The following is a 25948-nucleotide window of genomic DNA, read 5'->3' on the forward strand; positions in this document are numbered from 1 at the left end:
AACGGTCAGGCCCTCGGTCAGCGGGACCCATACCCGCTTCGCATCCGAACTCGCAGGCACGGACGCGGCGGGCGCGGCCCACGGGTCACCGGCCGCGCCTATGCGTTCGGCCAGCACGTCCCTCGCGGCGCCGACCGCCACCCCGGGAGCAGGAGCGGGCGCTGCCGGAGCGGGGGCGGGAATCGGTCGGGCGGGCGGTGCCTACGGGTCGTCGGCCGGTACCCGGGCACCGGCCGCGGGTGCGGGAGCGGGGGCCGGAGCGGCGGCCGGCGGGGTCGCGGTAGGCGCGGCCGGAGCCGTCCGTGGCGGGTGGTCACAGGCACGTGGTGAACCGGCCGTCGGGGCGATTCCGCAGCAAGCCGGGATCGACAAGTCTGACCAGCTTGACGCGTAGCTGTTCCATCTTGGCCCGCACGCTGACGTCCGTCCCCACCGCCTCACGGACTTCGCGGGCCATGACTGGTCCTGCGGCCTGCCGCACAACAGTAGGAATGCGCTGGTAGGCGGGCGGCCCGACAGGGCGAGCGGGGAGCGTTTTCGGGCGCGTTGAAGGGTGGAGTGTGGCGATGGTGTGTGGCGTCTCCCCCAAGCCTTTACCCGTGCCGGTACAACCGTGCTGTGCGTCACGCCTGTTAACTCCGGATAAGGAAGAACCTCCCGACTTGGGGGCGTTGCTGGCTGATCATCAGCGCGCGTAGGAAAGGGGGCGGCGCGACACGAACCAGCAATGTCCTGCCGTCCGGGTTGAGGGGCGGTGGGGCCAGAAGGGACATGCCATGTTCGGCACGTCGAGAACCAGAAGGAAGGCCGCTCTCGCTGTGGGCACCGCGGCACTGATGCTGTTAAGTGCCGGCGGAGTGGCGGGCGCGGCTCCGGCCGTAAAACCCGACCCCAATGCGGCACCGCCGAAGGTGCACGGTCCAGAGAAGGCGTTCGCTGCGGCGGCGGGCGCGCGCCCGGCCTCGGGTAAGACGCCCAAGGCTGCGCCGCTGTCGAGGAACGCGGCGCCTGGCGGGTTCCAGCGGGTGAACTCGCAAAAGGTGCAGCTTACGAACACGGTGACCGACCCCGATGGGGATCAGGCCAATCTGACGTTCGAGGTGTGGACCGCGGACGCGGCCGGGAAGCCGGTAACCAAGGTCAAGCTGAACGACTCCGCCTATGGCGTCATCGTCTCCCCCAATGTGGCTTCGGGGGGTACGGCGACGGTTGACGTTCCGGCGGGCAAGCTGGCGCTGAACACGAACTATGTGTTCCGCACCAACGCCTACGACGGTTCGCTGTATGAGACGGTGTGGTCTCCGTGGGCGAAGTTCCGGGTGGAGCTGCCGGTGGATCTCACCCTGCCGACGCCGAACTACGCGAGCCCCAACCCGAACCACTTCGACGCGCAGCAGCCGCACTACTACCAGACCAAGCCCCTGGGCCAGGCCGGTACGCCGCTGTCGTCGCGGCCGACGTCGGCGGCGAAGGATGCAGTGGAGCAGTGCAGCGAGCCGGACGCGGACGGCCGTCAGGTGTGCTTCGGCAAGTCGATCCCAGCCCCCAAGGACAAGGCGCCCGATGCGTCCGCGAAGGCGGGTGCGGCGGCGGCGACCGCGGGTGTGGAGTGGTGCAATACCGACTTCGAGTCCATTCTCGCGACCCGGTTCATCGAGTGCGACGTGCGCACGGTGCCGGTCATCATCAGCATGGACGGTGTGCCACAGGCTGTGGCGAATTTCATGTTCCTGCGGATGCTGGAACTTGACGGACAGAACACGTTCACCGAGCACCTGACGATCGAGCCCGCCCAGCAGATCCCGCCCGCGTTCCGTGAGATCAACTTCGTGGGCTGGAATCACCTGTGCGAAACCTCGTGTACGCCGCAGGAGCAGCCGGTGACGGCGTGGAAGGGCAAGCCGTGGTGGGTGCCGGGTGAAATGCACTCGGCGACGCTGACGACGCCGTTCAGCTGGGATACGTCGCTGGCCGGTACGGACTACCGGTTCAAGCCTGACATACAGATCGACGCGAACATTCTCCCCGCCGACGGAAAGATCCGCCCGTTCAAGACCGGCTACCAGTGGTCACTTGACTACGACGGCGGCACCGAGGACCTCGACCGTATCCGCTGCGACACCCCCGCAGCAGACGCCCCGGCGGGATCGGTTCCGGGCTGTGTGTTCGTCAACGTCGCTCCCACGTACACGTTCAACGCGAAGGCGTTCCCGCAGGCCGCCGCTCACGCGTGGCTGATTCAGAAGGCCACGGCCAAGCACCCGGGTTCAATGGTTGATCAGAAGCCCCTATACTACATGGGTGATGAGTCGCAGAACAACCGTTCCCGTACGCGGATCTGCCCCACGGGGTGGGCCGCGAACAACGGCGACACCTCCGCCCTGGTGGATGCGGGCGACACGTTGAACTGTGACGAGTTCGCGTTCGCGTCCTCGTACAACAGCGGCGGCATGTCGTCCACCGAGGGCGGCATCAACCCGGCGATCCCGCCGGGGAAGACCACGCCCAGCGGGGATGCGTGCATTTCGATGTACGCGAAGAAGCACGGCAGCATGATCCACCTGTTCTCACAGAACGGGGGTGACCCCACGTTCAACGAGGTGTGCGGCCGGGCGGCGATCTCGGGCATGCACAACCAGGAATCCATGGGCGGCCACTTCGCGAACTTCATGAAGCAGATGCGCATCAAGGACAAGGATGCGTACTGGCTGGATACGCGCATGAACGACGGCGGCACCTGCCGTTACGGTGTCGGCGGCGGTCAGCCCGTGATCTGCGAACTCGTCGCGCAATAACACCCCAGTGCCAGCACGCTTCGGCCCCCACCCTGCCGTCAGGGTGGGGGCCGAAGCCGTTGTGCAGGCGCGTGCGACTCAAGGAGTGAGGAGGTGAACAGCGGGGAGATTCCCGGCCTGTGCGGCATCCTGGTCGATGCTCAGCCCCGTGTACGCGCCCAGCGCGGTGAACACAAGGGCGGGCAGGCGCGCGCCGTGCTGCTCGTAGAAGGCGGTCACCTCGTCGGCGGTGGCGTCGGGGATGGAGGGGAAGACGGCGCCGGCGGCGGTGAGCGCCGCATCCAACTCCGACTCGTGGCCGGTGGTGGTGCCGAACTCTGCGCGCCGTATCACCTCGTCGCCTTCTACGTGCAGGAGCGCGGCGGGCGGGCTGTACAGGTTCCGGCTGGCGCACAGGATCTCCTCACCCGGGCCGGGCCGCATCGAGGGGACACGGCGGAAGCCGGTTGCCCAGGTCGCGGCGTGGTCGTTCTCCAGCACATACGTCCACTCACCCTCGCTGCCGTACATCGCGTAGGCGTAGCGGGTGGGGTCGTGGCCGGTCGGGGTGGGCTCGCTACGCAGTTCGGCCAGCGGGGTGCGGGCGGCGAGCTGATCAAGGTCGGCCCCGAGGTTGATCAGGAACTCGTCAGGGTCGATGCCTCGGGCGAGGGTAAGGGAGATACCGCCGCGCATTCCGGTGACGGGCGTGGCGGTGTAGGCGTGGGCACCTATCCAGGTGAGGCCGTTAGTCATGGAAGGGGGTCCGTTCACTGGTGGGGTGGGGTCGAGCTTAGCCTCGCGCTTTCATGAAGCGGGATCTCCGACGGGTAGTCAGGTAGGCAGAAATGCTGGCACCCGCGAGGATCCCGGCTGCCGGAACACCCTCCGAGAGCCTGACCAGCGCTACTTGGCGGGCATGGTCGATGTCCGCACAGCTACCGTGCTGGGCCGGGCTGCAGAAGAGCATCCGACCATCGCCATCCGTGACGACCATGGTCTTGACCGCGTCCTGCTTGCTCTTCGGCCGCCCTTCCTCTGCCTACGCGGGTCGCAAGCGCGCTATCGGGCCCGATCACCGCCGGACCCGCAGGTCACGCGAGAACCTAAGGGTTGCCCCGTATCTGTCGGGAGGGGTAAGAGCCGGGCTGGTCTGCTGCTGCGGCCCAGCGACGGATGTGTGGGTCGGGATGGACGCGGGCGGATGCGAGTGTGCTTTCAAGTAGTTCGTGCAGGGGTGGCGGGTATGCCGCGCGGGAGGTAGGCAGGCCCAGCAGGACACGGTGGCGCATCTGCAGGTCGGTGGCTTCGGCGAACACCTGGGATGTCTCCAGCCAGGCGGCCTTGATGTCCTGTGACTCGTCCAGAGCGGGATCACGTACCCCGCGGGGTCCGTACGCTGGAGTCCGATCTGCACGCAAGGGCACATGGGCGCTGTACCAGGCCCGCACGGCACCTGCCCGCTCGGCGTCCGTGCCGATCCGCAGGTAGTCGACCAATGCGGCCATCACCCGGCGGCGTCCGAATGCGTAGACCGCCGGCTCGACGAACCAGCGGCAGAAGCTGGGATCCGGGTCGTACACGGCTGCCGCCATCAGCGGGGCGAACCACTCCTCAGGGAGCCTTGTACGTTCGAGCAGGGGCTTACGCACCGCATGGGCGAGGTGGCGGGCATGCCGGTCCTTCGGCTCCATGCTGACGTCTCCGACGCCCAGCAGCCGGGCCACCTCTGTCCACGCATGTCAGGAACGAACGCGGTTCTATGCCGCTCTGCTCGTCTTCGGTCACGACAGCATTCTGGACCGGCCACATCTGCAGGCACAGGCCCGATGGCCGCTTACGGGACAGCCCTTAGTCATCGCCTATCTGAACTCCGGCCGCCCCGCCCTTGCCGCAGCGTTACTGGAGGAGACCCTCGCCGACTTCGAGCGGCCCCTGCGCCCCGAGGACGCAAAAACCCGTACCGCCCGCCGAAACCTCGACACGGCCCGGCGGGCCGCCGACCGCTCCAGGCCCCCCCGACGGTGAAGCGGAGATTCGAGAGGCCTCCGGGCCCGACGCGCCGGGCGGTGGTGTGGTCGGGCAGGACTGACGAATCGCTGCGTGCCGTCACCATGGAGCGGATCGGGCTGGGATCCGTCACCGTGGCGAGGCTCCACGTGGGTCGCCGAATAGCGGGGAGAAGGCCTGGCCGGCGCCCTCGGCCCGGCCTGAACGGGCGAGCGCGGCCGCGGCCGTGCGCACCAAGCGCTCCGCGTGCGACCAGTCCGCCGGGCGTTCGGCACCTCGTAGCGCTCCCGTACGCGGGCAGGGACAGCTCGTAGGCGAGGGAGCTCCTGAAGAACCAGACCGGTCGGCTCCCGGCGTCGACGCGTTCGCCGGGGAGCGCGACCGCGTGGCCGACCAAGGTGCCGTCATCGCCCGGTGCTCGTGCACGCGGAGACTTGCGTCGCACAGCCGGTTGAGGAAGTCTGCATCTTCGTGCGCGAGCGCCGCGGCGATGCGGACGGTGCGCTGCATCACCTCACGGGCGGTCTCGGCCAAGCCCCAGCGGGCTTCGAAGACGCGGGCGACGGTGTGCGTGTTGGGGATGTCCCCGCCCCTGACGGGTCCTTGGAAGGGCGAAGGGAAAGGACCTCAGAAGCTGCACTTCGCGCCATCCCCCTCTCTCCCTGGATTAGCCCGTTGAAGCCTGCCGGCCGGGCGCGTCATGTCCCAGGCCCGGCAGGCGACCGTCCCGGCTGACCTCCTCCCAGTGGGCCGGCCGAGACTCCCGCGCCGACGATGGCGCCAGCGGTGGGCAGCCGCGTTCCCGTGGCCGACCGATGCGGCCCTGGGGTCAGGCCACCGTCACACGCAGGACGTACGGCTCCCCCGTGCTGATGACCTGAGCCTGCTCGCGCAGATCCGCGCCCATAAAGCCGAGCAGCGCGTCGTCGGCGGCGCGGCACAGCAGCGGAAGGATCTCGGCGACGCGCCGGCCGCGGTGCGTTGCGGCGAGTTCGGCGAAGGCCTGCTGGTAGGGGGCTCCGTACGTGCTCGCGCTGTCGGCCAGCAGCCGGCCAAGATGCTGCAGGATCCGACGTTTGCGCAGTTCATCGCGGTTGGGGTTGGAGTCGTAGCCCTTCGAGGGACCTGACCCTGCGGATCACGCCCGCCGGCGCGCCGCGAGTCAGGCAGCCCCGGGCGGCCACGGCGAGCGTTCCGCCTCGGCGGCCAGAACATCGACCAGGCGGCGCAGAGCGTGCAGCGCGTAATCATCCGCGCTCACATGGCGCAGCACGGTGATCGCGTCGCCGTCCAGGAGCCGGGCCAGCCGGCCGACCCGCACGCTGTTGCCGCCCTCGCGCAGAGCGGTGCGGATCGCGGGCTCGGTCCATGGCATCCGCGCCAGGCCCGCGGTGAACTCCAGCTCATCAGCCGAAGGAATCCAGCGGCCCCGCTCGTACGCGGTGTTCAGACGGGCGATATCGCGCTCCAGCCGTCGCCAGGCAAGATCGGCCGGGCCGAGTCCGGGTCGCCTTCGCCCGGGTCGACGTAACCGGCAGGGCGCGCACAGCGTCGACTCGTCCGGCCCGGGGCGGGGTGCCGACTCGACGGACGTCCTGTCGGAGTCGGAGCACAGCCGGCAGGCCGTTGCGGGCGCGGCCGGTCGTAGGGGCCGGACGTTGCCGGTGCGGGGATTGTTGTCGCTCACCCGTGCCCAACGACGGACACCGCGCACTGTGACGCGGCAGCATCGGCTCGGAGTGCGGCCTCAGGCGGTCGCGGTCCGGTGCCACCAGGTCCGAGGGGCGGGACACGGCCCCCGACATCCCGCACGGAGGGGGACGTCAGGGGCCGAGGGCGGTCCGGTCGTACTCCAGAGCGCTCTGGGTACCGGTCCTGACCCACGCCCCATGCCGGCGCGGACTGGGCATGACCCTAACGATCACCACCCCCGCTCCGCAGGACTCCAGGAATACCCGCCACCGCGGGCGTCGCACTTCCGCCAGGCCCTAACCGGCCGAGGACCGGCCATCGCCGTGTGCGAGCCGGTCTGCCGGCACGGGCACGCCGGCCGCCCGCGCGCACCGGTCCCCGAACTGCTGGACGTACTCCTCGTTCGACAGGATCAGCAGTTCACCGCCGCCGTCCGGGTCGGGACCAGCGGCCTGTGCCATCGGAGTCGCCAGCAGGACCGACAGGCAGGCTGCCGCGGGCGCGCCAACCACACGGCGGAAGGGTGGAGCAGTCATCAGGAACTCCTTCGTCGTTGCGCCCGCCGGGAAATTGTCGGGCGGGTGCGGCAGGAAACGGATTGCGGGCACGGGCCGGAGGTCCGGCATCGCCCTGCCCGAGCGAAGGCCCGCCCGCCCGGGATCCCCGGCGCGATGTGCGACTACGGGGCCGGGGTGAACTCCACGTCCGTGCCACCACAGCCGGCCGCGATGTCCAGCAGCCGGTCCCGCTCCAGCTCATCCACCGCCAGACCCCAGCGCAGCTTCGTCGCGGTCCATTCGGCGCCGTAGCGGCAGAGCACCTCGTCCGAGCCCGACGGCGGCAGCCACTCCGCCGGATCCTGGTCGGACTTGCTGCGGTTCGATCGGGCCGTCACCGCCACCAGTGAGGCCGGCTGTCCCTGGTCGTTCGCGTACGCCTCCCGACGGGCCGCGGTCCACGAACCGGCGCCCGAATCCCAGGCCTCGGCCAGCGGCACCATGTGGTCGATGTCCAACGCCCCGGCCGACGTCACCTCCCGATCGTCGTAGTACGACCACCACACCCCGCCCGTCAAAGCACAGCCCGGCCCGATCCGCGGGTACTCGATCGCCTCGGCCAGCAACACCTCCTGCCGGGTGTTGCAGCCATCCGACGGCAGAGCGCCGGAGTTCCAATGTTTGAAGCTGGTGCGCTGGTAGCCGGTCCGGTCCTCGACCCCGAGCGGAAGCGCCGAGACGGCCACCCCCATCGGCAGAACCTGCGGCACGCCCGCGGGACGGTCCACCGCCCACGCCGCGGTAGCGGGCACAAGCAGGGTGAGAGCGGCAGCCGCGACAACGGACCGCATCATGATCATCATGAGCCGTTTGTATCGGCCCACACCACGTCAGCAACAGTCCCCAGGGATCCGGTTCACCCTGCCGGGGCACCGGGTTCACCGACGAAACGCCACTGCACCCCCATGTCCCCGCTCCCGCCGCTCCATGGTGGCCTGACTCCTCCGGGCGGGATCGGCCACCTGGAAGCCACCGGAGGGGTCCGCGTCCGGTGAGTTCGCGGCGACATGACCGGGTCAGGCGTACCGGTTCCAGCCGCCGAGTCGGGCGAGCAGTGAACGCGTGGCGTCCTCGTTCAGGCCGAGTGCGGTCGCGGCCTGTTCGGTGCTCAGGTCCGTCCGGGTGCCGTTGGCGGCCCAGTAGCCGACCCGTACCGCGGTGACCTCCATCAGGCGGGCCGCGCGGACCGCCGCGACCGGCGCGGTCTTCGTCAGCTTCTCGATCTCCTCCTCCAGCCGCTCCAGGAGGTCGGTGATCGCCTCGGGCAGGGGGGTGGTGGTCGCCTCGACCGCAACGATGTGACCGTCCCAGTCCCGCACACACGCGTCCGCCTGCCCGTCACCCGCCTCGGCGAGGTCCCGGTCGCCGATCAGCGTCCAGTCCAGAGGGTGCTCGGCCCCCGTCCAACCGCAGGAACAGACCGCGCGCAGCGCGGCCGCCCGCGGTCCGCGCAGGCGTCGGCCGTCGTAGACGGACCACTGTGACACCGACCGGCCGCTCGCACCCGACCCGGAGTCGAAGAACACCGGCCCCGGAACCCCGCCGTCGGCCAGGACCACGCCGACCCAGCCCTCATGGGACCTGCCGAACTCCTCCGCCGTCCACGTCTCCCGCTCGCCCACAACACCCCTCCACCGCCGCACGTTCCGGCGGCCCCGGCCAGGACCGCCGCCGAACTCCGACAATGCCGCAGCCGGCACGGCGAACGGACCCGAATGCACGAAGAGATGACGCCGGCCTGGAAGGAGCGACCCCGGTCGTGCCTTGGGGCGCCGGCGGGTCGGTTCCGGGTCACGACCGGTCGAACCTGCTGACTGTCGGGCTGCCGGCGGGAAGAATGCGACCACGGGGTGATCACGACCATGACACGGGGGCGTTGTGAGAGCAGGAGACCGGCTGGCCGACCGATACGAGCTTGTCGAACGGATCGGCGCGGGCGGAATGGGGGAGGTCTGGAGAAGCCTCGACCAGTTCCTCCAGCGTCCGGTCGCCGTGAAGGTCATCCGTGACGATGTGGAGAACCCGGTGGCGAGTGCCCGGTTTCGTCGTGAGGCAACGATCGGCGCGCGGCTGCGGCACCCGGGGATCACGGTGGTGCACGACATCGGGCGTGACGGCGACCGCATGTTCATCGTGATGGAGCTCCTCGAAGGCATCGACCTCGCCGCCCTCATCGCCGGGGCGCCCGGCGGACTGCCGGTGGAGGAGGTGGTCGCGCTGGCCGTCCAGGTCGCGGAGGGCCTGGCCGCCGCTCATGAGCAAGGGGTGGTGCACCGTGACCTGAAGCCGGCGAACCTCTTCCTGCACGACGGGCAGGTGAAGATCTGCGACTTCGGCATCGCACGCGCCACCGGCCTGACCGCCGGCCTGACCGGGCCTCATGGACCCGGTGGAACCGCGCTCTACATGGCGCCGGAGCAATGGCGCGCCGAGCAGACGGATGAGCGCTGCGATCTGTACGCGTTCGGATGCGTCCTCTACCAGCTCCTCACCGGTACCCCACCCTTCACCGGCCAGCGGTACGTCGTCATGCGCCGACATATCGAAGAGGTACCTCGTTCCTTGCGTACGGTGCGCCCCGATGCCCCGCCGATGTTGGAAGCACTGGTCGCTGGGTTGTTGGAGAAGAGCCCGCGGGCACGACCGAGCACGGCTGGCAACGTCCTTGCAGTTCTGACCTCCCTGGCCGGCGGCCCGGATCTGCCCACCACGGACGAGGCTCGGACAGCAGGCCCCGGCCAGGATGTGTCCTCCTCTCCCCCCCGGCACTGACCTTGTGCAAGATTTTCGAGAGCGATCCCATGCAGCGGCCGACAGTGGTGACTTCGCCATGGCACAGCGGATGGCTCAGACCGCAGCAGAAGTCTCAATTCTCCTACTCGGGCCGGACCACCCCGACACGCTTGCCATCCGGCACAGCCTGGCCCTCTACACCGGAGAGGCAGGCGACCTGGCTGGCGCACGCCGCCTCTACGCACCCTTGGTCGCCGACCGGATCCGAGTCCTCGGCGCCGACCACCCCGACACCCTCGCCACACGACACAACCTGGCCTGCTACACCGGGCAGGCAGGCGACCCCGCCGGCGCACGCGACCTCTACGCGCCCTTGGCCGCCCACCGGATCCGTATCCTCGGCGCCGACCACCCCGACACCCTCAGCACCCGACACGAACTGGCCGTCTACACAGCAGGAGCAGGCGACCCGACCAGCGCACGCGACCTGTTCGCATCTTTGGTAGCCGACCGGTTCCGTGTCCTCGGCGCCGACCACCCCGACACCCTCACCACACGGCACCACCTGGCTGAGTTCACCGGGCAGGCAGGCGACCCGGCCGGCGCACGCGACCTCTACACGCCTTTGGTCGGCGACCAGACCCGCATCCTCGGCGCCGACCACCCCAACGCCCTCATCACACGACACCAACTTGCCCTCTACACCGCGCAGGCAGGTGACCCGGCCGGCGCCTGCGACCTGTTCGCGTCTTTGATCGCCGACCCGATCCGCATCCTCGGCGCCGACCACCCCGACACCCTCATGACACGACACCATCTGGCGCAGCTCACCGGGCAGGCAGGTGACCCGGCCGGCGCACGCGACCCTGTTCGAATCGCTGATACCCGACCGGATCCGCGTACTCGCTGCCGACCATCCCGACACCCTCACCACCCGGCACCAAGTGGCCTTCTACACCGGACAGGCAGGCGACCCGGCCAGCGCACGCGACCTCTACACACCCCTGATCGCCGACCAGACCCGCGCCCTCGGCGCAGACCACCCCGACACCCTGAACACCCGAAACAACCTGGCCGCTGCCGTCGGAGACGCGGGCGACCCGGCCGGCGCACGCGACCTCTACACACTCCTGATCGCCGACCAGACCCGCATCCTCGGCGCAGACCACCCCGACACCCTCAACGCCCGCCACAACCTGGTGTTCTACACCGGACAGGCAGGCGACCCGGCCGGCGCACGTGACCTCTACGGACCCCTGGTCGCCGACCAGACCCGCGTCCTCGGTACCGACCACCCCGACACCCTCAGCACCCGGCAGGCACTGGCCTTCTACACCGGACAGGCAGGTGACCCGGCCGGTGCATGCGACCTGTTCGAATCACTGGTCGCCGATCGGACCCGCATCCTCGGCGCCGACCATCCCGACACGGTCTTCTGCCGAGAAAGACTCGCATTCTGGGCCGCGGCGCAGGCAACCTGATAGTGCCGGCCACCACCGACAAACACGGCACCGGCGTCCTCCCGCGAAATCTTGGCGTGCTGCGCCGCGGCGTGGCTGTGGGCCAGGGTTGTTCACCCGTCAGGCTGCTCGGGCGACGGCTGGGCCGAAGACGTCGTCGAAGAGGTGGGCGCGGTGGGTGTTGACGAGGTGGTAGGCGCCGCTTGAGTGGCGCAGGGCGTGGTCGGTGTAGTGGAGGACTTCGGCGGGGTGAGGACTTTGAGGTCGCCGAAGACGTAGTAGAGCGGGGTGGGGGCGTGGATGGCGGTGAAGTGGAGGCCTGCGTTGATGGTGGTGGCGCTGAGGGAGTAGCGGTTGGTTCTGGTGCTGGGCAGGTTGAACCCCTACCTGCCCCTCCAGGGCTCGGTAGGCGCGCGGCGTGCTGTGGTCAACCCCGCTCCCCGGCACAGGGCACAGCAACGCCGGGGCCCTCAGATCTACATCTTTTGGCAGGTGGCCTTGGCGCCGTGGTACGGGAAGGTGATGGTGTTGCCCTTCCATCCCACACTCCACGGCGACAGCTTTTCACCCCCGCCTTCGCCGAACTCCATGCCCATCAGCTCTTTCGTTTCTTCGGGCACACCACTGACGTGGTACGGGCCGTCGTCGCCCTTGACCTCCAGCTTGGCTCCGGAGAGCTGCCAGGTTCCGGAGCTGCCCTCGCGGCCTCCTTCGCTCACCTGGTAGGTCCCGTCCCCGACGGTCACCGTCGCGGAACTCCCAAGGCCACCGGCTGCGATCGTGCAGTCCCAAGTACCCTTCGCGGCCTCCGCCAGGGACTTCTCCCCGGCACACGCGACCGCGCCGAATGCCAGTGGCACCCCGACCGCTGCGACCGCCACCCACTGTGCCCAGCGCTTCACAAGCCCGCTCCCCAAAGTCGTTGTGTCTGTTCTTCAGGCGAGCCGGACCCTACTCAGGATTGATCAGCAAACGCGAAGTGCGCCGTTGGAGGAAGCAGCAGGCGCGGACCGGGCCCGGAGGCGGCATCGCCTGCGCCCAGGGATATCCGACGATGCATCCACATGCCTTCGGATGGCCGTTTAGCCTTCGGAGAGGGGTCGGTCGCGGTGGGCGTAGCGGAGGTGCGGGGTGGCTGGTACGGCGCGCAGGGTGGTGTGGGGCGCGGTCGTGGTGAGCGCGTTGCTGGTGGTGGGGTTGTTGGTCGTGGTGCTTGTGTTTGATCTTGATACGGGTGACAAGGTGGCCAGTCTCGTGGGTGCGGGTCTGGCTGCCGCGGGGTTCGTGGTCGCGGTGGTGGCGCTGGTTCGTCCGGCAAACACTTCGGGTGGGGTTCGGGCGGGGCAGGGTGGTGTCGCGGCCGGCGGAAGCATCAACGGTAGTGCTGTGGGGGCGAACTCCCGGGTGAGTGGACAGGCTGCTCCGGCCGCGCCGGGTGCGGGCGGCATCGCTCCTTCTGGAGGTGGGCAGGTGACGGCCGAGCCCGGCGGGATCGCGGCCGGCGGGGACATCACGGGCAGCGCCCTGGGTGACGGCAGCCAGGTTCAGTGACACCCAACTGGTTTTCGAGGAAGAGGAACGACGACCTCTCCCCCACGGTCCCCTGCGGCCCGGACAAGGCCGGGCCGCAGGAGGAGGAGAGGCCCGCGCCGCAGGAGGTGTCCGGCGGCCCTGGTGGGGCGGATCCGGGTCGGCCGGGGTCGGTGACCGCGGGACCTCGCGCGGTGGCGGCCGGGGGCAACATCAATGGAAGTGCCCTCGGGGAGAACAGCACGGTCAATCAGTTCTTCCTTCCCGTCGAGCTGGTGCGGGAAGTCTCCTGGCCTCTGCTGATGGGGGCACCGCCCCCGTTGGCGTCCTCGTTCCAGCCGCGCTCCGAGCTGCGTGAACGCCTCGCCGCCGCGCGTGACGCTGGCACGGGAGCGGTACTGACGCAGGCCCGGCCGGCAGCCGCCGGGGTTCTGTCGGGCATGGGCGGTGTGGGCAAGTCCCAGTTGGCCGCCCAGTACGCCCACCAGGCCCTCGCCGAGGGAACCGAGCTGGTGATGTGGGTGCCGGCCGGTGAGAGTACGCAGATCATCACCCTCTTCGGTCAGGCCGCTTTGCGGGTTCGGGCTGTGGGCGCCACCGGGGAGGATCCCGAGCAGGACGCCCGGATGTTCCTGGAGTGGCTGGCCACGACCTCGCGTTCATGGCTGGTGGTCCTGGACGACATCAGCGACGTCGAAGCAGTACGCCCCTGGTGGCCTCCCCTGCGACCGGGGACGGGATTCACACTGGCGACCACCCGACTGCACGACCCCCGGCTGACCGGCGGTGGCCGCGTCCGTATCGACGTCGACGTGTACACCCCCGAGGAGGCCTGCGCCTATCTCAGTGAACGGGTCGTCGGTGACGGTGGCGGGCATCTTCTGGACGGGAGGGAGGGGGAGCTCGCTCGTGCCCTCGGCTACCTTCCGCTCGCGATGGGGCACGCAGCCGCCTACCTCCTGGCCGAAGAGATCAGCTGCGCCGACTATCTGGAACGGCTTGGCGATAGGACACTCAGGTTGGAGGACGTCCTCCCGGAGTGGACGGATACTGAGAGCTATCAACGGCAGGTGACCGCCGGCCTACTCCTGTCCTTGGCCGCAGCCGAACAGGCCGGGCCCGTAGGCGTCATCACGCAGCTGGTGCGGATGCTCGCACTCATGGCCGCCGACGGCCACCCTGAATCCCTTTGGACATCCCCATCCGTAACCACGTTCCTCACCACGGCGCGCGGCCTGGACCGCGAGCAGCCGACCACCGAGGAGGAGGTCGTGCATGCGCTGCGGATCCTTCGCCGGTACGCACTCATCACCATCGATCCTCACAGCCCACTCCGGCAGATCCGCATGCACGCCCTCACCGCCCGCGCCGTTCGTGAAACCACCCCCACCAGTTCGCAAGCCAACCTCGCTATCACCGCAGCGGATGCCCTGGAGGACGCCTGGCCACCCGCCGATGTGCCGCGGGATGTCGCGCACGCGATGCGCACCAACACCATCGCCCTACGCCACCACGCCGAACAGCATCTCTGGACCGGCGGCGTCCACCCGGTGATCTTCCTCCTTGGCTTCAGCCTCAGAGCCGGCGGCCTGCATCAGGACGCCCACGACCATTGGCTGACGACTGCTGAGCTAGCCGCCCACAACTTCGGCGCCGACAACGTGTTCGCGCTCAACGCCCGCTCTCAGCTCGCCGCCTCCTATCACGACCTCGGACGCCACCACGAGGCACTCACAATCCATGAAACCGTCCGCACCGACATCGAGCGCGTCCTCGGGCCCGACCACCCAGCCGCTCTCACCGCTCGCGCCAACCTGGCCACCGCCTACCTCGACCTCGGACGCCACCTGGACGCACTCACCCTGCAAAAGACCGTCCTCGCCGACACCGAACGCCTCGCCGGACCCGAACACCGCAACACCCTCCACGCCCGAGCCAACCTCGCCGCCGTCTATCGGGCATTGGGGCGCCAGCACGACGCGCTAAGCCTTGGAGAGTCCGTCCTCGCCGACCGCGAACGACTCTCCGGGCCCGAACACCCAGACACCCTCCACGCCCGAGCCAACCTCGCCGCCACCTACCGCACCCTCGGGCGCCCGCACGACGCGCGGGCCCTTGAAGAATCCGTCCTCGCCGACCGCGAACGACTCCTCGGACCCGAACACCCAGACACCCTCCACGTCCGAGGCAACCTCGCTACCACGTACAGCGACCTCGGACGCAACGATGACGCACTAACCCTGCAAAGGGCTGTACTCGCCGACCGCGAACGACTCCTGGGACCCGAACACCCGGACACCCTCCAAGCACGGGCCAACCTTGCCGCCACATACACCGATCTCGGACGCTATGACGACGCGCTGCTCCTTGGAGAGGCTGTCCTCGCCGACCGCCAACGACTCCTCGGCGCCGAACACCCAGACACCCTCCACGTCCGCGCCAACCTTGCCGTCACATACAGCGGACTCGGCCGCCAGCTCGAAGCACTGGCCCTCGAAGAAGCCGTCTGTAGCGACACCGAACGCCTCCTCGGACCCGAACACCCCAACACTCTCCACGCGCGCGCGAACCTGGCCGTCACCTACCGAGACCTCGGACGCTACGACGACGCGCTGACCCTGCAAGAGGCCGTCCTCGCCGACAGCGAACGACTCCTCGGCGCCGAACACCCGGACACCCTCCAAGCACGCACCAACCTCGCGGCCATCCATCGCAGCACCGGCCGCCACCACAACACAGACCGAATGCGCAGAAAGCAGCCGTAGAGCAGGAACGGCGCCCCCGGGGAGAAACCTCTGCAGGTGCGGCGGCACTCGAACCTGTGCGGACGTCACCCCCGGCGACCGGTAAGCGCGACTTCTTGAACCTCGAAGGTGCGCTGGTCAGGGTGCGAGGGGTGAGCCCGTCATTTTTGGGAGTATCTTCGGCCATTTTCTTGGTGATCATATAGAGGCGATCATGGCCAGAACTCCTTTCTTTTTGAACGATTAAGTGACCTGGAGGAACGCTCTTTCGGGGGACAGCGGCCATCATTCGGGGCCGTTAGGCTCGTCGCCGCCTGCAACTCCATGAAATTTCACGGGGTGTGCTGAGGGACGTCGAGAGGGGTCCTCAGGCGGCGGCAGGTCGGGATTATCCCTGACGAGAGCTATCTGGAGGTCGTATGGAGACCATGTACAGCAACGGGACGCGGGCCAGTTCCATCAGCGGAGCGGCGTGGGTGAAGGCGCACGCTAGTGATGCCACCAACAACTGCGTTGAAATTGCACGGGTTACGGAAGGCCAGGTCGCCTTACGGAACTCGCGTTTCCCGGATGGCCCCGCCCTCGTGTTCACGCGCGCGGAGATGATCGCTTTCATCGCGGGTGCGGGGGCCGGAGAGTTTGACGCCATGACTGTCTGAAATGGCGTGGCCCCGGGTTGCGTCGCGTGCTTGCGGAGCTCCAGGATCGCGTCAGTGAGATTTCTGTGATCAAGGAGATGATGTGGGCGCTCGGCCCAGGCCGTTTGAGATCGTGGGAGGGGAGGGGACGGGCCGGGTATCCGAGCCGGCCTCTTCCGTCTCTCCCATCCTGCGGAACCTGTTGGGGGCCGCGCTGCAGCGCCACCGGAAGGCGGCTGGTTACACCCAGCCTGAGGTCGCGGCGCTCGGGGGCATCTCGTCGGCACCCAAGTTGTGCCGGATCGAGAACGGGGCGACGAACGTCCGGTTTGACGAGAAGCTCATTGTCAGGCTCCTGGACCTGTATGGGGTGGACGGCGAAGAGCGTGAGAGCGTGATCTCCCGTGTCCGCCAGATCCTGGCCATCGGCAACCCCCGGCTGCCGGGCAGCAAGGGCGTGGCTGCGGCTTTCAACGAGCTGCGATACGTGGAAGAGGCCGCCACAGAGATCATCTGCTTTGAGGGAGACCACATCCCCGGTCTGCTGCAGACCACCGCGTACATGAACGCGGTGTTCGCGGTGCCGTACCTCGGCCAGGACACCACGGCCCAGAGCAGCCTTCTTGAGCTACGCAGGCAGGTACGGACACAGCGTCAGCAGATCCTGGAGTCGGGTTCGGCGCCGGAGTTCACTGCGATCATCGATGAGGCGGCGTTGCGCCGTCCCATCGGCGGGCGGGCGGTGATGCTGGAGCAGCTGCGGCGCGTCTACGGCAGGTGCGAGCGGGGCGGGAATGTCCACGTGCGGGTGTTCCCGACCGAGGCGTGGGGCGTGTGCCCGCCGCTGACGACGGCCATGACTTTGCTGAAGCTGCCCGATCTGGAGGGTCCGCCGGAGATGCTTTACGTGGAGGCCATGAACGTCAGCGCGATGTGGGTGGAGGACCCGGTTCGTCTCCTGGAGCACAAGGCCTCCCTGGAGGGAGTGTTCCAGCACTCCTTGAACAAGGCGGACACGATGCGGTTCCTGCAGGCCCGGATCGACGAGCTGGCCGAGCCGCACTAGGGGATGCGGGCGACGCCCCCGAACTCGATCCATTCCTGGGTCTGCTGCCGCGGGAAGAGCTCGGTGTCCGGGCGCCAGGTGGAAACCTCCACCGGTTCGGTGTGCTCGACGAGTTCGAGGCCCTCGAAGAGGCGCCGCACTTCCTGTGTGCTGCGAACTCGGCCCCACCGGTTGCCGGTGATCTCACTCATGAAGGTGGTGACCTCGTCCCGCAGGGCCGGGTTATCGCTCGCGAGCTGGGAGATGACCATGTAGCTGCCCGCTGGCAGGCGTTGTGCGACGTCCTTGATCAAGCCCCAGGGGTCGTCGCTGTCGGGGATGCAGTGCAGGACGGAGACGAAGAGGGCGGCGACGGGCCCGCCGTCCAGCAGGCCTTCGACTTCAGGCGCCGCGAAGATCTCATCGGTGTGGCGGAAGTCGGCCTCTATCACCGCGGTGGTGTGCAGGTCCTCTTCCAGCATCACGCGCCCGTGGGCCAGGACCATGGGATCGTTGTCGATGTAGACGACGCGGGCCTGCGGGTGCGTCTCGCGGGCGACCTGGTGGACGTTGGGACGGGTGGGGAGCCCTGAGCCGTGGTCGAGGAAGCGGCGGATCCCGGCCTCTTGAGCCAGGTAGCGGACGGCCCGCACGAGGAAGGCCCGATTGATCCGGGCGAGTTCCCGTGTCGAGGGAGCCATCTCCAGCAGCTGGGCGCAGGCTTCCCGGTCGGACGGGTAGTTGTCGCTCCCGTCGATCAGGTAGTCATACATGCGGGCAACGCTGGGTTTGCTCACGTCGATCATTGAATAGGTCGGCCCCCAGGATGGTGGCGGTCCGCACTCTTGCGGCTCCGGCCGGCGACGATGGTCGGCCCATGCTAGGAGCGCATGTTGGCACCCGACTAGAGCCCTTCGCCCCTCGGAGTGATGCACAGGGGCGTATACCGGCCGCCCTTTCATCTGGCAGCGCGGCCCGGCATACGCCGATGAATTCGGCGCACGCCGCCCAGCCTGCGCATAAATGCATCTCTGAATATGCTTCAGGTATTTTCTGTGTCGCCTTGCGTGGCACGCAGTGCAGCGTTGTGGACCATGTCGAACTGCTGCAGTGGCAGTCCCATCGCCGCGGCCGCGGTCCGGCGCGGCAGTCCCAGGCGGTCGTGGAGGATCACCGTGTCGGCGTGGATCCGTGACAGGCCCCGGTCCAAATCGCGTCCTGCCCGAGGCTGGGCGTTGACGACGCCGGTGAGCAGCAGCCAGGACACCGCCGCCGGTGCGGGGCAGGTCAGAGCAGAGGACCACAGCGGGGCGAGCGCGCGCAGCGCGGCCTGGGCTGCGTCCTCTCCCAGGCGGTCGCTGCCCAGGCGGGCCGCCGCGTAGCGGGAGTAGACGGGCCGGTGGGTGGTGCAGAACGCCTCGTAGGCAAGGCCCGCCAGGTCGCGTGTACAGCCGGCCGGCTGCGGGCCGCGCGGTGAGAGCGGCGGCGCGGTGATGTGTCGGCGGTTCGGGGAGGGGGTGTCGGGCATCAGGTCCTCAGCCGGTCGTCATCGGCGGATGCGGGCAGGAAAAAAGTGCCCCTGTAATGTCCGGATCCCGCCCCGCCCGGGCAACGCCCAGGGCGAGGCCCCCTGTCCCGCACGAAGTGTTCGAGAGGCTGCTGGGAGGCGGACGCGCGCAAGGGCGGCGCCGACGAAGGCTCGGCGCCGCCCTTGGGCTCAAGACCGCCGGATACGTGTGAGGATCAGCGCGCTGCGGTCGGCCAGCGCCGCGGGCGCGACCATCAGCAGCAGATCCTGGGGCGCCGCCCCCAGCAACACCGCCACGACCGCGGCTGCGGTCAGTACGGAACCGAAGCGAAGCACCACCGAAAGGATGCTAAGAATCTCCGTTTGAGGCAGCCAGTAAGACGGAATGGTACTTTCTGGCGGCAACGGAGAGCGTCCCATGAATTTCCGATACGTGCGTTCAATCATCGCTGTTCTCCTTAGGCAGGGGCAGCTGATCGGACGCACCGGGGCCCCGAGGGGGGCAACCCTCGGGGCCCTTCTCCATGTCGGGGTGACGTCCGGGTCAGGAACTCGAACCGTAGCGACGGCCAGCCCCCCACGCCACGAACACCGCAGCCGTGAAAACGGAATCCGCAACCCCGGTCCCGGCCGCCGCATCCCCCGCACTCAACCCAGCAGAGCCCACTTCCAGCACAGATGCAGCAGATTCATCAACCAGCTGGTCAGATTATGAAACTAAGGGGCCATCGGGGCTCAATGGGGTCACTTCGGGGAAGCCTCACATTCACTCGAACGAATTACATGTCATCCGTCAGGTGGCACTGCGCACGCAATTTCACGGTCTCAACCGCATCCGTGGCACAGGCCGGGCTTCCTGGGCGGTGATATCGCCGGCCGGCCCGCCCTCCAGTCGTTCGCCCGGCACTCGCACGCCGCCGGGGGAGGCGACCTGAGCGACGACGTGTTGTGGGATTCGGCCTGCTCCGGCGCTCGCCCCACTGCCTCTGAGCAGGTCGGAGCCTCCATCAGCGGTAATTCACAACGGGACAGAACTGTGGCAGGAGCCGCGCAGAAATCGACACATTGCACAGCCGGCTTGCCCAGCGGGATGCCCTACCCGTTCCTGTGGTGCGGTGCCCGGCCGTCGGCTACCGCAGTGCGCTCCAGGTCGGGGAGCTCCGGGGGAAGTGGCGTCCCCTGATCTCGGCCTTGGTGCAGGGCCACGTGCCGGTGGTGCTGGCCTGCGCCTGGACCAGTTCACGCAGAGCGTCGGTTCTGCTGAGCCGGATCATCACCCACCTGACGCAGTCCCGTGAGCGTCACATCCGGCAACCGACGGCACCAGCCCGAACGCCAACCGCCGGGCCATCGGCATCGCCGCCGCGATGCAGCCCTCGCAGCTCGGCGTCGTGCTGGAACGCAACGGCCAGCCCCGCAGCCGCAGGGCCTGAACCAATAACCCCGCCCCGTTCCCCCAAGTCCTCACAGCCCGGAAGGAAGTCCCGTGGAACTCCACGTCATCGAGCGGTCCGCCAACGCCTTTCAGCAGGGTCTGACCGAGCGCCAGATCCTGGCGGTCGCCCGACGCGCCTTCGGGCCCGCCGCCGAGGTCCGTTCCGCGACGGAACTGGGCGGCGGCATGTACAACACCACCTACCGCATCGACATGGCCGGCCGCGAGGAGCCGGTCGTCCTGCGGGTTGCCCCTGAAGCGGGCCGCCAGTTCCACTCAGAGCGGGAGCTGATGCGCGCGGAGTACGCGTCGGTTCCGTGGCTCGCGTCGATCGCGGACCTGATGCCGCGGGTCCTGGCGGTCGACTTCACCCAGGCCGTCATCGGGAGGGACTGGATGATCCAGTCCCTCCTACCCGGCACCCCGGCACCCGAGCTGCTCGGGTCGTACCCGAAGGAGACGCACGGGGCGTTCTTCCGGCAGATGGGGGAGATCACGGCGGCCGTCCACGCCGTCGCCGGGCCCTGGTTCGGCCCGATCACCGGCCCGGGGCACGCGCGTTGGAGCGAGGCCGTCGTCACGTCCCTGCGCCTGATCGCCCAGGACGTCGAGAGCTGCGGCCTGGACGCGGCCGACCTGCGCAAGGCCACCGACGCCGCCCAGGCCGGCGCGCAGGTTCTGGACGAGGTCGCGGTGCCTCGGCTGCTGACCGGGGACCTGTGGACCGTGAACACGATGCTCGCGGCCGCCCCGGTCCCCACGATCTGCGGTGTCCTGGACATGGACCGCACCTGGTGGGGCGATCCGGAGGCGGACTGGACGATGCGGATGGCCCGGGCCAAGCAGGACGCCCGCCTGGCGTTCTTCGACTCCTACGGCCGTCCGGCCGAGACCGAGGGCTCCCGGTGGCGGAAGCGTGTGTACGAGGTGCGCCACCTCGGCGCGCTGCGGCTGGAGCGGCATCGGCTCGGCAACGAGCCCGGCGTGGAGGACTCCTACCGGGCGGTGGCCGAGGAACTCGCCGCGCTGACCTGACCACGAACACAGCGCAGGGCGCCACCCGGATCCGGGTGGCGCCCTGCGCTGTGTTCAGGCGGGCTGGGGTTCGACGTGAATGTCGATGTCGTCGAAGAGTTGGGCGGCGCGGGTCTGGGTGGTGGCGGCGTTGGCTGTCACGACGATGAGGCTGCCGAGCCGTCCGGCGTTCGTGTGGGCGGGTCCGACCAGGTCGCCGGGGCGGGCGCGGATGCGAACGAGGGGGGTGTCGGGGCCGGGTCGGGGTAGGCCGGTGACGGCGGTGAGGCGGCCCGCGGTCGGGCTGGTGAGGAAGCGGACGGTGGCGTGGTGGTGGCGGGAGGGGGTGAGGTGGGCGGGGCGGCCGAGGGCGATGTCCAGGAGGGCTGTCCAGGGGTTGACGCCCAGGGCGTGGTGCAGGAGGTCGCCGATGTGGCCGGCGCCGATGCGGGCCGCGATCTCGATGACGTACGGGCGGCCGGTGGGGGTGATGATGATCTCGGTGTGGGAGGCGCCGTTGCGGATGCCGACGGCGCGAACCGCTTTCGTCGTCTCCTGATGGATGGCCTGTTTCAGCGGGGGTGGAAGCTGGGTCGGCAGGGTGTGGGCGAGTTCGACCCGGTGGGTGCCGCGGGTGGTGGTCTTGGTGGTGATGGCCAGGTGGGTGGTCCGCCCGTGTTGGGTGAATGACTCCACGCTGTACTCGCGCCCCGGGATGTACTGCTGGAGCAGCACCGTCCGGCCCGCCGACCTCGCGTATTTGCCTGGCGCCTCGTAGGCGGGGCGCCAGGCCGTGTCGGCGTCCTGGAGGCGAGCCAGGACTGTGACGCCCTGGGAGCCGGCGGCATCCGCCGACTTGACGATGGCGGGGAGCCGCATACCCGACGGTCAGGGTCAGGACGGCCGCGGCGACGGCGCCGTGGATGACGCGCTTGCGTATGTGGTGAGCTTCGCAGGCCTCCTCATCGGCGGCCTCGTCCTGCTCGCAGCGACCGCGGCCTCAGCCGCGACCCCCGGATCGGTTGCCGCGCGACGGCCGTACAGACCGCGGGCACCAGCAGCGAGGAGTGCAACGACCAGTTTCGGTGTCGGCATCGGGCGATCCACTTGGTGGACGTTAGGAAGCCACCCCGCACCGGATGGGAAATCCCAGGAATGTCATCGCTCTCCGGCAAGCCTCACACCACGACCCGGGCGCAAACATCCAGCGCCATGGACGCCGGTTCGGCCCGGCACCCTGACAGGAGTGCCAGGCCGGGAAACGATCCCCGCGAGGTCCCGCCGCCGCTGTGCCTGCGGCAGCAACGCCGGACTCGCCCGGGACCGCTCAGTCGCTATCACGTAAGTGCAGGTCAAAGCACCGATGAAGAGGCTTTCAGCGACCGAAGCGACTCAAAATTCAAGGTACGCGAATCAACCTGCGTGGACCCGTCCGGGCTCGACGGAGACGCCACGTCCAGGGCCGTCCGGAAGTGGATGTCCCTGCTTCCAATCGCCCGGTGGGCGTTCGGGGCCACAAAGGGTGAACCCGGCGCTGCGCTGATCCTGGCCTTGCGTGGGTCCAAGGCTTGAGTCGCTGTCTCATCGACGCAGGTCAGAGCTGTCTGGCGCAACTTTCAGCGACTGAAGCGACTCAAGGTCCGATACATCTGGCGTTTTTGATGACGGCCGACGGGGAGCGCAGTAAATCAGGCGTCGGCGGCTTGAGCCGGGCGTTCGGAGCGTTCCGTCTTTCGGCCTCTGCTGCCGGCTGCCAGGGTGGTCGGGTCGACGGCTTCGGCCGGTGCGCCGCTGGCGTAGAGGCCGTCGGGCACGGTGTCGCGGTCGTGGGGCAGGAGCCAGAAGACGCGACGGCGGAAGGTGCCGCTGGAGCGTGAGGGTTTGGCCTTGCTGTCGAGTTGTGCGTAGCCGACGAGGCGTCCGTCTCGGTGGTATGCGGGCTTGCCTCGGCGGGTGGGGAGGCGGTCGAGGGATTGGCGGACGTAGTCGAGTTCGGTGACGTCCTCGAGCCAGACGAGGTCGACTTCGTGGTGGATCTCGTCGTCGGAGATGAGGGAGCTCACGCGTTCTCCTCCTCTGCGAGCAAGCCGATGCCAGGGTAGTACTTCTTGGAGTTGGACAAGATCATTTCTTTGGGTGAGGCAAGGCCCACGAGTTCGCGTGCCCGTGCTGCGAAGGCGCGGGAGGAGACGGTGGGCGCTCCCTCATTCTGGCACCAGGTGCGGTAGACGTTGTAGAGGCGGGCCTGCTCGGCCTTGTGGTCGGTGTGGAAGGTGCAGCACTCCTCGAAGAAGCGGCCGGTGTGGTCTTCGGTCTCGGCGTACGCGTTGGTGGCGATGCGGACGGGGGCGGGTCCGGTGAGGTCCTTGTCGCCTGTGAGGTAGCGGCGGGCGCCGTCGATGAGCCAGGCGAGGATGCCGGGTCCTTCTTCGGTGACGAGGATGTCGGCCAGGTTGTCGATCTTCCGGTCGTCGGAGACGACTTTCTCGAAGGGGACCAGGCGCATGCGGCGCCAGAACGCGAAGCCTCCGGTGCCTACCTCGGGCCTGTGGTTTCCGATGAGCCACAGTTTGTGGGTGGGGGCGAAGGAGAAGAAGTCCTGTCGCATGCGTCGGGCTTTGATCCGGTCTCCGCCGGTGAGGAGCTTGACGCGGGCTTCGTCGAATTTGTCTCCGGGTTTGACCTCGGAGCAGACGATGACGCGGCGGCCGTGGAGTTCGGCGAGTTCGGTGGGGTGGCCGTCGAAGGTTCGGGCCATCAGGAAACCGGGTGGGGCGGCGTCGGCGTAGTCGCCCAGAAGTTTCATGAGGACGTCCAGGAGGACGGACTTGCCGTTCTTGCCTGAGCCGAAGAGTAAGGGCATGACCTGGGCGCCGACGTCGCCGGTGATGGAGTAGCCGAGCATCAGGTGCAGGAAGTCGATCATCTCCTTGCCTTCGGCGTCGTCGCCGAAGGTGTCGGTGAGGAAGCGGTTCCAGCGCGGGGTGGGCTGCGACTTGGGGCCGGTGGAGGTGGAACGGGAGTGGAAGTCCTTGTCGGACTGCGGGGCACGGCTCAGGCCGGTGCGAAGGTCGACGATGCCGGCCGGGGTGCACAGGGCGTAAGGGTCCGCGTCGAGGAGTTCGGCTCGAAGGACCATGCCTGGGGCGGCTTTGGCCTGGGTGAGCATGGCGTTCATGCCGGAGGTGCTGAGAGCTCGGCGGCGGTGCTTTTGCAGTGCCTGGTTGCTGTGGATTCCGCGCGGGTCTGTGGTCGCGATGGCCTCGGCGAGGTCTCCGGCGGCCCAGACGACGGTGTCGTCCTCGTCGATCTGCCAGCGGGTGGTGTCCCATCGGTACCAACCGAGTCCGGGCACGTGCCGGTAGTCGCCTGCGTAGAGGCGGACGAACAGTTTCGCGTTGCCTCGGTCGCTAAGGGTGTCCGGCAGTAGACCCGCGGGCGTGGCGTGATCGAGGTGGACTTGCTCACCGGCCTGTGAGGGCAGGGGAGCCGGCGGGGCCTGGGCGAGGATCTGCGCGGCGACTGCTTCGGGGTCGAAGTCGAAGAGGAAGTCGTCGGTTTCGGGCGTGGGACTCACCGGCGGCCTCCGAGGTGCAGGGGGCGCTTGGCGCCGGCGGTCATGCCGCTGCGGATGATCTGGTCGATGCGGTGTGCCTGGCCGGGGCGGGCCGCCTCCGCAGTTTCGCGCAGAGCCTGCTCGGCTGCGGATTCGGCAAGGTGCCCGGCCGCGGCAAGTCCGCCGAGCGTGTAGGCGGCCCTGTTCAGCTTCTCCGTGAACCCTGCGCCTTCCAGGAGTTGGGCGCAGGCCGCGACGTCGGCCAGCAGGGCCGTGAGGAGGCGAGAGGTCTGGTCCCGGCCCCCTCCAGCGGCGAGCACGGCCTGTCGGGCCCGCGGTGGGACCGGCCGGGGCGCGGGGATGTGGGGGGCCGGGAGGTGTCCGGTTCGCTGCAGTTCCTGGGCGAGCCAGGCGGGGAGCGGTCCGGGTTGTCGACTGCTTCCGACGGGCGTGTACGTACCAGCGGTGGTGGTGGTTCCGGGGGCGATGATGTAGCCGCCGTGGGCTCGGACGTCGACCTGCCAGGCGAGGCCGCGCTTGCCGGAGCCGGTGGAGCACTGCCAGCGGCGGCCGTCGGTGGCCCGGTACCAAACGTGCATGCCGCCCGAGGGCGTCCGGACGCGGAGGGTGGAGATGTCATCGGCCGGGGAGGCTTCGCCTCGGAGTGCGGCGAGTACGGCGAGCGAGTGGTAGCCAGTCGCAATGCCTGAGATGTCGATGTGTTCGCCGATCGGGATTCCCGGAAGGGCTTTGTCCCGTTGCGGGGGCTCGCTCTGATGGGCGTCGATGTCGATGACGACCAGGGCCGCCGGACCACAGGCCACTCCTACGCCGAGTCCTGGTGTGGTTCCCCACCACTGTCGGATGCGGTCGTAGTCCAGGGTGGCGGCGTGGAAGCCGTGACACCAACGGCCGGCGGCGTGGCAAGGGCAGTCGGTGTGAACGTGTCCAGGAGTACTGCAGTCCCGACAGTTGGCGGCAGGGGTCTTCCGGCCCGGGGCCAGCGGGTGGACGGGCCAGCCCCGGCTGGCGCACCACTGGGCCAGGTGGAGACCAGCGACTGAGCGCTCAAGGGTGGGCTGCCCTGAGTCGCTGCGAGAAAACCGCAGCTCAGCGGGCATCTACTTCCCCTTACAGCGACTGAAGCGACTCAACAACAGACACAGCCTAGCGAAAGCGGCCGGGGCGCGGGGGCAGTCCTTCGCACGCACCTTTCCGGCGTGTCGTGCCTG

The 25948-nt window shown here is 68.7% G+C and carries 23 protein-coding genes and 1 pseudogene; 9 read left to right on the top strand and 15 right to left on the bottom strand.

Translation table 11 applies throughout. From position 1 onward, the window contains the following. Positions 1–313: 313 nt before the first annotated feature. On the bottom strand, positions 314–457 hold the full coding sequence (locus ACFVS6_RS14035) for a hypothetical protein (RefSeq protein WP_389703610.1): 144 nt from the start codon (positions 455–457) through the stop codon (positions 314–316). Positions 458–776: 319 nt separating this feature from the next. On the opposite strand from ACFVS6_RS14035, the gene ACFVS6_RS14040 reads away from it, so the two are divergent. Then, entirely contained in the window at positions 777–2795 is a 2019-nt protein-coding gene (locus ACFVS6_RS14040; RefSeq protein WP_389703612.1) for a hypothetical protein, read from the top strand. Between the two features lie 78 nt (positions 2796–2873). Here the strand turns inward: ACFVS6_RS14040 and ACFVS6_RS14045 are convergent, their stop codons facing one another. From ACFVS6_RS14045 to ACFVS6_RS14070, 6 genes are all read right to left on the bottom strand, one after another. Further along, positions 2874–3530 carry a hypothetical protein gene (locus ACFVS6_RS14045; protein ID WP_389703614.1) on the bottom strand — a complete coding sequence of 219 codons (657 nt, stop codon included), beginning with the start codon at positions 3528–3530 and terminating at the stop codon, positions 2874–2876. Positions 3531–3880: 350 nt separating this feature from the next. Continuing rightward, positions 3881–4468, bottom strand: a complete 588-nt coding sequence (locus tag ACFVS6_RS14050; RefSeq protein ID WP_389703616.1) for a hypothetical protein — start codon at positions 4466–4468, stop codon at positions 3881–3883. Between the two features lie 1478 nt (positions 4469–5946). Next, positions 5947–6471, bottom strand: a complete 525-nt coding sequence (locus ACFVS6_RS14055; RefSeq protein ID WP_389703618.1) for a hypothetical protein — start codon at positions 6469–6471, stop codon at positions 5947–5949. A 301-nt stretch (positions 6472–6772) separates the two neighbouring features. Next, a complete protein-coding gene (locus ACFVS6_RS14060; RefSeq protein ID WP_389703619.1) occupies positions 6773–7012 on the bottom strand; it encodes a hypothetical protein in 240 nt (79 codons plus the stop codon). A 143-nt stretch (positions 7013–7155) separates the two neighbouring features. Then, entirely contained in the window at positions 7156–7836 is a 681-nt protein-coding gene (locus ACFVS6_RS14065) for an HNH endonuclease family protein (RefSeq protein ID WP_389703621.1), read from the bottom strand. A gap of 213 nt (positions 7837–8049) precedes the next feature. Beyond that, the gene (locus tag ACFVS6_RS14070; protein WP_389703623.1) at positions 8050–8655 is read right to left on the bottom strand and encodes a hypothetical protein; all 606 of its coding nucleotides are present in this window, start codon (positions 8653–8655) and stop codon (positions 8050–8052) included. A gap of 256 nt (positions 8656–8911) precedes the next feature. On the opposite strand from ACFVS6_RS14070, the gene ACFVS6_RS14075 reads away from it, so the two are divergent. From ACFVS6_RS14075 to ACFVS6_RS14085, 3 genes and pseudogenes are all read left to right on the top strand, one after another. Then, on the top strand, positions 8912–9805 hold the full coding sequence (locus ACFVS6_RS14075; protein ID WP_389703624.1) for a serine/threonine-protein kinase: 894 nt from the start codon (positions 8912–8914) through the stop codon (positions 9803–9805). A gap of 70 nt (positions 9806–9875) precedes the next feature. After that, positions 9876–10508 (top strand): annotated as a pseudogene (locus tag ACFVS6_RS14080) (tetratricopeptide repeat protein); the annotation flags it as partial. 100 nt (positions 10509–10608) lie between these two features. After that, positions 10609–11247 (top strand): tetratricopeptide repeat protein, encoded by a 639-nt coding sequence (locus tag ACFVS6_RS14085; protein WP_389703626.1) that lies wholly within the window; start codon positions 10609–10611, stop codon positions 11245–11247. A gap of 455 nt (positions 11248–11702) precedes the next feature. Here ACFVS6_RS14085 and ACFVS6_RS14090 read toward each other — a convergent pair whose 3' ends face one another. Continuing rightward, positions 11703–12128 (bottom strand): hypothetical protein, encoded by a 426-nt coding sequence (locus tag ACFVS6_RS14090; RefSeq protein ID WP_389703628.1) that lies wholly within the window; start codon positions 12126–12128, stop codon positions 11703–11705. A gap of 229 nt (positions 12129–12357) precedes the next feature. On the opposite strand from ACFVS6_RS14090, the gene ACFVS6_RS14095 reads away from it, so the two are divergent. From ACFVS6_RS14095 to ACFVS6_RS14110, 4 genes are all read left to right on the top strand, one after another. After that, positions 12358–12777, top strand: coding sequence for a hypothetical protein (locus tag ACFVS6_RS14095; RefSeq protein ID WP_389703630.1), 420 nt, complete (start codon positions 12358–12360; stop codon positions 12775–12777). After that, the gene (locus ACFVS6_RS14100; RefSeq protein WP_389703632.1) at positions 12774–15521 is read left to right on the top strand and encodes a tetratricopeptide repeat protein; all 2748 of its coding nucleotides are present in this window, start codon (positions 12774–12776) and stop codon (positions 15519–15521) included. The genes ACFVS6_RS14095 and ACFVS6_RS14100 overlap by 4 nt, the downstream gene beginning before the upstream one ends. A gap of 398 nt (positions 15522–15919) precedes the next feature. Further along, positions 15920–16159 carry a DUF397 domain-containing protein gene (locus ACFVS6_RS14105; RefSeq protein ID WP_389703634.1) on the top strand — a complete coding sequence of 80 codons (240 nt, stop codon included), beginning with the start codon at positions 15920–15922 and terminating at the stop codon, positions 16157–16159. Between the two features lie 82 nt (positions 16160–16241). Then, a complete protein-coding gene (locus ACFVS6_RS14110) occupies positions 16242–17204 on the top strand; it encodes a helix-turn-helix domain-containing protein (protein WP_389703636.1) in 963 nt (320 codons plus the stop codon). Here ACFVS6_RS14110 and ACFVS6_RS14115 read toward each other — a convergent pair. The 3 genes from ACFVS6_RS14115 to ACFVS6_RS14125 form a co-directional block, all read right to left on the bottom strand. Beyond that, positions 17201–17989 carry an SAM-dependent methyltransferase gene (locus ACFVS6_RS14115; RefSeq protein WP_389703638.1) on the bottom strand — a complete coding sequence of 263 codons (789 nt, stop codon included), beginning with the start codon at positions 17987–17989 and terminating at the stop codon, positions 17201–17203. The genes ACFVS6_RS14110 and ACFVS6_RS14115 overlap by 4 nt on opposite strands. Positions 17990–18225: 236 nt before the next feature. Continuing rightward, positions 18226–18711 (bottom strand): hypothetical protein, encoded by a 486-nt coding sequence (locus ACFVS6_RS14120; protein ID WP_389703640.1) that lies wholly within the window; start codon positions 18709–18711, stop codon positions 18226–18228. A gap of 189 nt (positions 18712–18900) precedes the next feature. Then, positions 18901–19158, bottom strand: a complete 258-nt coding sequence (locus ACFVS6_RS14125) for a hypothetical protein (protein WP_389703642.1) — start codon at positions 19156–19158, stop codon at positions 18901–18903. Positions 19159–20197: 1039 nt separating this feature from the next. Here ACFVS6_RS14125 and ACFVS6_RS14130 point away from each other — a divergent pair. Continuing rightward, positions 20198–21181, top strand: coding sequence for a phosphotransferase family protein (locus ACFVS6_RS14130; RefSeq protein WP_389703644.1), 984 nt, complete (start codon positions 20198–20200; stop codon positions 21179–21181). A gap of 54 nt (positions 21182–21235) precedes the next feature. Here ACFVS6_RS14130 and ACFVS6_RS14135 read toward each other — a convergent pair whose 3' ends face one another. The 4 genes from ACFVS6_RS14135 to ACFVS6_RS14150 form a co-directional block, all read right to left on the bottom strand. After that, on the bottom strand, positions 21236–22039 hold the full coding sequence (locus tag ACFVS6_RS14135) for an ATP-grasp domain-containing protein (protein WP_389703646.1): 804 nt from the start codon (positions 22037–22039) through the stop codon (positions 21236–21238). Between the two features lie 809 nt (positions 22040–22848). After that, positions 22849–23223: a DUF6009 family protein gene (locus tag ACFVS6_RS14140; protein WP_388903258.1), complete on the bottom strand. Its 375-nt coding sequence runs from the start codon at positions 23221–23223 to the stop codon at positions 22849–22851. Further along, entirely contained in the window at positions 23220–24737 is a 1518-nt protein-coding gene (locus tag ACFVS6_RS14145; protein WP_389703648.1) for a phage/plasmid primase, P4 family, read from the bottom strand. The genes ACFVS6_RS14140 and ACFVS6_RS14145 overlap by 4 nt, the downstream gene beginning before the upstream one ends. Continuing rightward, positions 24734–25837 carry a bifunctional DNA primase/polymerase gene (locus ACFVS6_RS14150; protein WP_389703650.1) on the bottom strand — a complete coding sequence of 368 codons (1104 nt, stop codon included), beginning with the start codon at positions 25835–25837 and terminating at the stop codon, positions 24734–24736. The genes ACFVS6_RS14145 and ACFVS6_RS14150 overlap by 4 nt, the downstream gene beginning before the upstream one ends. Between the last annotated feature and the right edge of the window lie 111 nt (positions 25838–25948).

The organism is Streptomyces sp. NPDC057939 (genome assembly GCF_042887545.1).
Taxonomy (GTDB): Bacteria; Actinomycetota; Actinomycetes; order Streptomycetales; family Streptomycetaceae; genus Streptomyces.

Bases quoted from the DNA above. Each gene is read 5' to 3' on its own strand.
- ACFVS6_RS14050 (WP_389703616.1), bottom strand. From the start codon at position 4,468: ATGGAGCCGAAGGACCGGCATGCCCGCCACCTCGCCCATGCGGTGCGT.
- ACFVS6_RS14135 (WP_389703646.1), bottom strand. From the start codon at position 22,039: ATGCGGCTCCCCGCCATCGTCAAGTCGGCGGATGCCGCCGGCTCCCAG.
- ACFVS6_RS14105 (WP_389703634.1), top strand. From the start codon at position 15,920: ATGGAGACCATGTACAGCAACGGGACGCGGGCCAGTTCCATCAGCGGA.
- ACFVS6_RS14060 (WP_389703619.1), bottom strand. From the start codon at position 7,012: ATGACTGCTCCACCCTTCCGCCGTGTGGTTGGCGCGCCCGCGGCAGCC.
- ACFVS6_RS14125 (WP_389703642.1), bottom strand. From the start codon at position 19,158: ATGATTGAACGCACGTATCGGAAATTCATGGGACGCTCTCCGTTGCCG.
- ACFVS6_RS14115 (WP_389703638.1), bottom strand. From the start codon at position 17,989: ATGATCGACGTGAGCAAACCCAGCGTTGCCCGCATGTATGACTACCTG.
- ACFVS6_RS14040 (WP_389703612.1), top strand. From the start codon at position 777: ATGTTCGGCACGTCGAGAACCAGAAGGAAGGCCGCTCTCGCTGTGGGC.
- ACFVS6_RS14150 (WP_389703650.1), bottom strand. From the start codon at position 25,837: ATGCCCGCTGAGCTGCGGTTTTCTCGCAGCGACTCAGGGCAGCCCACC.
- ACFVS6_RS14035 (WP_389703610.1), bottom strand. From the start codon at position 457: ATGGCCCGCGAAGTCCGTGAGGCGGTGGGGACGGACGTCAGCGTGCGG.
- ACFVS6_RS14045 (WP_389703614.1), bottom strand. From the start codon at position 3,530: ATGACTAACGGCCTCACCTGGATAGGTGCCCACGCCTACACCGCCACG.
- ACFVS6_RS14065 (WP_389703621.1), bottom strand. From the start codon at position 7,836: ATGATGATCATGATGCGGTCCGTTGTCGCGGCTGCCGCTCTCACCCTG.
- ACFVS6_RS14120 (WP_389703640.1), bottom strand. From the start codon at position 18,711: ATGCCCGACACCCCCTCCCCGAACCGCCGACACATCACCGCGCCGCCG.